4 protein-coding genes are annotated in these 2932 nt (G+C 71.3%); 2 read left to right on the plus strand and 2 right to left on the minus strand.

The window, feature by feature from the left end:
• Positions 1-413, minus strand: a 413-nt coding sequence (locus G6026_RS04920; protein WP_347238068.1) for a M17 family peptidase N-terminal domain-containing protein, incomplete at its 3' end; no start/stop codon positions are given.
• Between the two features lie 70 nt (positions 414-483).
• On the opposite strand from G6026_RS04920, the gene gcvT reads away from it, so the two are divergent.
• Both gcvT and G6026_RS04930 read left to right on the plus strand, forming a co-directional pair.
• Positions 484-1596: a glycine cleavage system aminomethyltransferase GcvT gene (gene gcvT / locus G6026_RS04925; RefSeq protein ID WP_182612400.1), complete on the plus strand. Its 1113-nt coding sequence runs from the start codon at positions 484-486 to the stop codon at positions 1594-1596.
• 29 nt (positions 1597-1625) lie between these two features.
• Positions 1626-2717 (plus strand): branched-chain amino acid aminotransferase, encoded by a 1092-nt coding sequence (locus G6026_RS04930; protein WP_107756182.1) that lies wholly within the window; start codon positions 1626-1628, stop codon positions 2715-2717.
• A 37-nt stretch (positions 2718-2754) separates the two neighbouring features.
• Here G6026_RS04930 and G6026_RS17760 read toward each other — a convergent pair whose 3' ends face one another.
• Positions 2755-2910 carry an adenosylcobinamide-GDP ribazoletransferase gene (locus tag G6026_RS17760; RefSeq protein WP_309230346.1) on the minus strand — a complete coding sequence of 52 codons (156 nt, stop codon included), beginning with the start codon at positions 2908-2910 and terminating at the stop codon, positions 2755-2757.
• Positions 2911-2932 lie beyond the last annotated feature (22 nt).

The following is a 2932-nucleotide window of genomic DNA, read 5'->3' on the forward strand; positions in this document are numbered from 1 at the left end:
CGGCGGAGGGTCTCGTCGCCGACTTCGTCGTCAGCGGATCCGAGGCCGACGAGCACCACGGACCGTCCCGGGACGCCCTCCGGTGCCGGGACGCGGGTGGTGGACCCGACCTTGGTGGAGGCGCCGACGGAGTGGGCCAGGTCCGCGAGCGCCGCGGTCGAGTCGCCGTCGAGACCCGGGGCGACGACGACGGGGGCCGCTGTCGTCTCTCCGCCGCCGTTCCCGGATCCCGCGTCCGCGGCGATACCGACCACGACCACCTCGGACTCGACAGGTGTCGTGACGGCCTCGATCACGGCGAGGTCCGGGCTGTGGGTGAGGATCGACTGCGCGGTGGGCATGAAGCACTCCTGGCGTTCGGCGTGGACGTACGGGACGTGTCGGGTGCCCTGACGACGTGGCGGGACCGCCACGGCCGGGGCACCATAGTCTATCGACTACCGTGGGAGCACAGCCGTACCAAGGAGCGCGAGGAGTGGCGACATGACAGACACCGGGGACCTCTTCGAGGGGCCGCTGCACTCCCGTCACGTGGAGGCCGGTGCCACGTTCGCCCCGTTCGGTGGCTGGTCGATGCCCGTGCAGTACACGGGGACGGTGGCCGAGCACACCGCCACCCGCACCACGGTCGGACTGTTCGACGTCAGCCACCTCGGGAAGGCACTCGTGACCGGTCCCGGAGCCGCCGAGTTCGTCAACACGTGCGTCACCAACGACCTCGACCGCATCTCGGCGGGCAGTGCGCAGTACACGCTGTGCTGCGACGAGTCCGGGGGAGTCGTCGACGACCTCATCGCCTACCGCGTCTCCGACCAAGAGGTCTTCCTCATCCCCAACGCCGCCAACACCGCCGAGGTGGTGCGACGGATGCAGGCCGCGGCGGCGGAGCGGGCGCCCGAGGTCGACGTCACCGATGAGCACCGCTCCCGCGCCGTGATCGCCGTGCAGGGCCCGCTCGCCGGTGAGGTCCTCACCGCGGTCGGCCTGCCCGTCGACCTGGACTACATGGCCTTCGTCGACGCCGACTGGGACGGGCAGCCCGTCCGGGTCTGCCGCACCGGGTACACCGGCGAGTACGGCTTCGAGGTCCTGCCCGTCTGGGACCAGGCCGGTCCCGTCTGGGACGCGCTCGCCGAGCAGGTCCTCGCGCGCGAGGGTGCGCTGTGTGGTCTGGGTGCCCGCGACTCGTTGCGCACCGAGGCCGGTTACCCGTTGCACGGACACGAGCTGTCCCTCGACCTCAGCCCGCTCGAAGCCCGCTGCGCATGGGCCATCGGTTGGGACAAGCCGTCCTTCTGGGGGCGCGACGAGCTGATGCGTCAGAAGGAGGCCGGGCCCGCTCGGCGCATGTACGCACTCGAGGTCACGGGCCGGGGGGTGCTGCGCGCAGGCCAGACCGTGCGGGCCGGCGGACGCGACGTGGGCGTCACCAGCTCCGGCACGTTCTCGCCGACCCTGAAGACGGGGATCGGGCTCGCATTCGTCGAGCTGGACGCCGGGCTCAAGAAGGGCGACGAGGTCGTCGTCGACGTACGGGGGCGTGAGGTACCGTGCCGCCTCGCGGTACCGCCGCTCGTCGAGATCCGCACCCGCTGACCCGCCCCTTCTCACCTAAGCGAGACGACATGTCCCAGTTCGACATCCGCCCCTCGGCCAACCCGAGGACGGCCGCCGAGCGCGAAGCCATCCTCGCGGCTCCCGGCTTCGGCAAGCACTTCACCGACCACATGGTCACCCTTCCGTACTCCGACGGGTCCTGGGGTACCCCGACGGTCGAGGCCTACGCTCCGCTGTCGATCGACCCCTCCGCCGTGGTCCTGCACTACGCCCAGACGATCTTCGAGGGCCTCAAGGCGTACCGGCAGGCCGACGACTCCATCGCCTCCTTCCGCCCGGAGCAGAACGCGGCGCGTTTCAACCGGTCCGCGCAGCGTCTGGCCATGCCGACGCTGCCCGAGGAGCTCTTCATGGAGTCCCTGCGGCAGATCGTGGCGATCGACCGCGACTGGGTCCCCGCCGCCGGCGGGGAGGAGGCGCTCTACCTGCGCCCGTTCATGATCGCGACGGAGACGGGCCTGGGCGTGCGGCCTGCCGACGAGTACCTCTACTCGGTCATCGCCTCTCCCGCCGGCGCCTACTTCTCGCGTGGAGTGGCCCCCGTGAGCGTGTGGCTGAGCACCGAATACGTGAGGGCCAGCCCGGGCGGAACCGGTGCGGCGAAGTTCGGGGGGAACTACGCGGCATCGTTGCGGGCGCAGGAGCAGGCCGCCGGCGAGGGGTGCGACCAGGTGGTGTGGCTGGACGCCATCGAGCGCAGGTACGTCGAGGAGATGGGCGGGATGAACCTGTTCTTCATCCTCGGCACCGGCGATTCGGCGGAGATCGTCACCCCGGAGCTGTCCGGTTCGCTCTTGCCCGGCGTGACACGCGACAGCCTCATCCGCCTCGCGCGGCACCTCGGTTATCCCGTCACCGAGCGGAAGGTCTCGGTGGAGGAGTGGGAGACCGGGGTGGCCTCCGGGGAGATCACCGAGGTGTTCGCCTGCGGGACCGCGGCGGTGATCACCCCCGTCGGGTCCGTCCGGCACAGCGGGGGCGGCTACACCGTCGGCGACGGCGGCCCCGGTGAGATCACCATGCGTCTGCGTGAGACCCTCACCGGGATCCAGCGCGGTTCGGTGGACGACACCTTCGGGTGGATGACCACTCTCGCCTGACCGGATCGGAGCACCGGGCCGGCGTTGGGGCGCGGGGTCAGGTCAGCATGACGGCGACGACGAGGGCCGCCGCCGTGCCCGCCTCGATCCCCGCCCCCAGGATGTCCCCGTTGACGCCGCCGAGCCGACGGACGGCATGGCGTGCGAAGCCCGCCGCGGCAGCGTAGAGGGCCAGGCCGATCGTCGCCCCGATGAGCGGTGCCCACCAGGTCCCC

The organism is Dietzia sp. DQ11-38-2 (genome assembly GCF_014145055.1).
Lineage (GTDB): Bacteria > Actinomycetota > Actinomycetes > Mycobacteriales > Mycobacteriaceae > Dietzia.

Bases quoted from the DNA above. Each gene is read 5' to 3' on its own strand.
- G6026_RS04930 (WP_107756182.1), top strand. From the start codon at position 1,626: ATGTCCCAGTTCGACATCCGCCCCTCGGCCAACCCGAGGACGGCCGCC.
- gcvT (WP_182612400.1), top strand. From the start codon at position 484: ATGACAGACACCGGGGACCTCTTCGAGGGGCCGCTGCACTCCCGTCAC.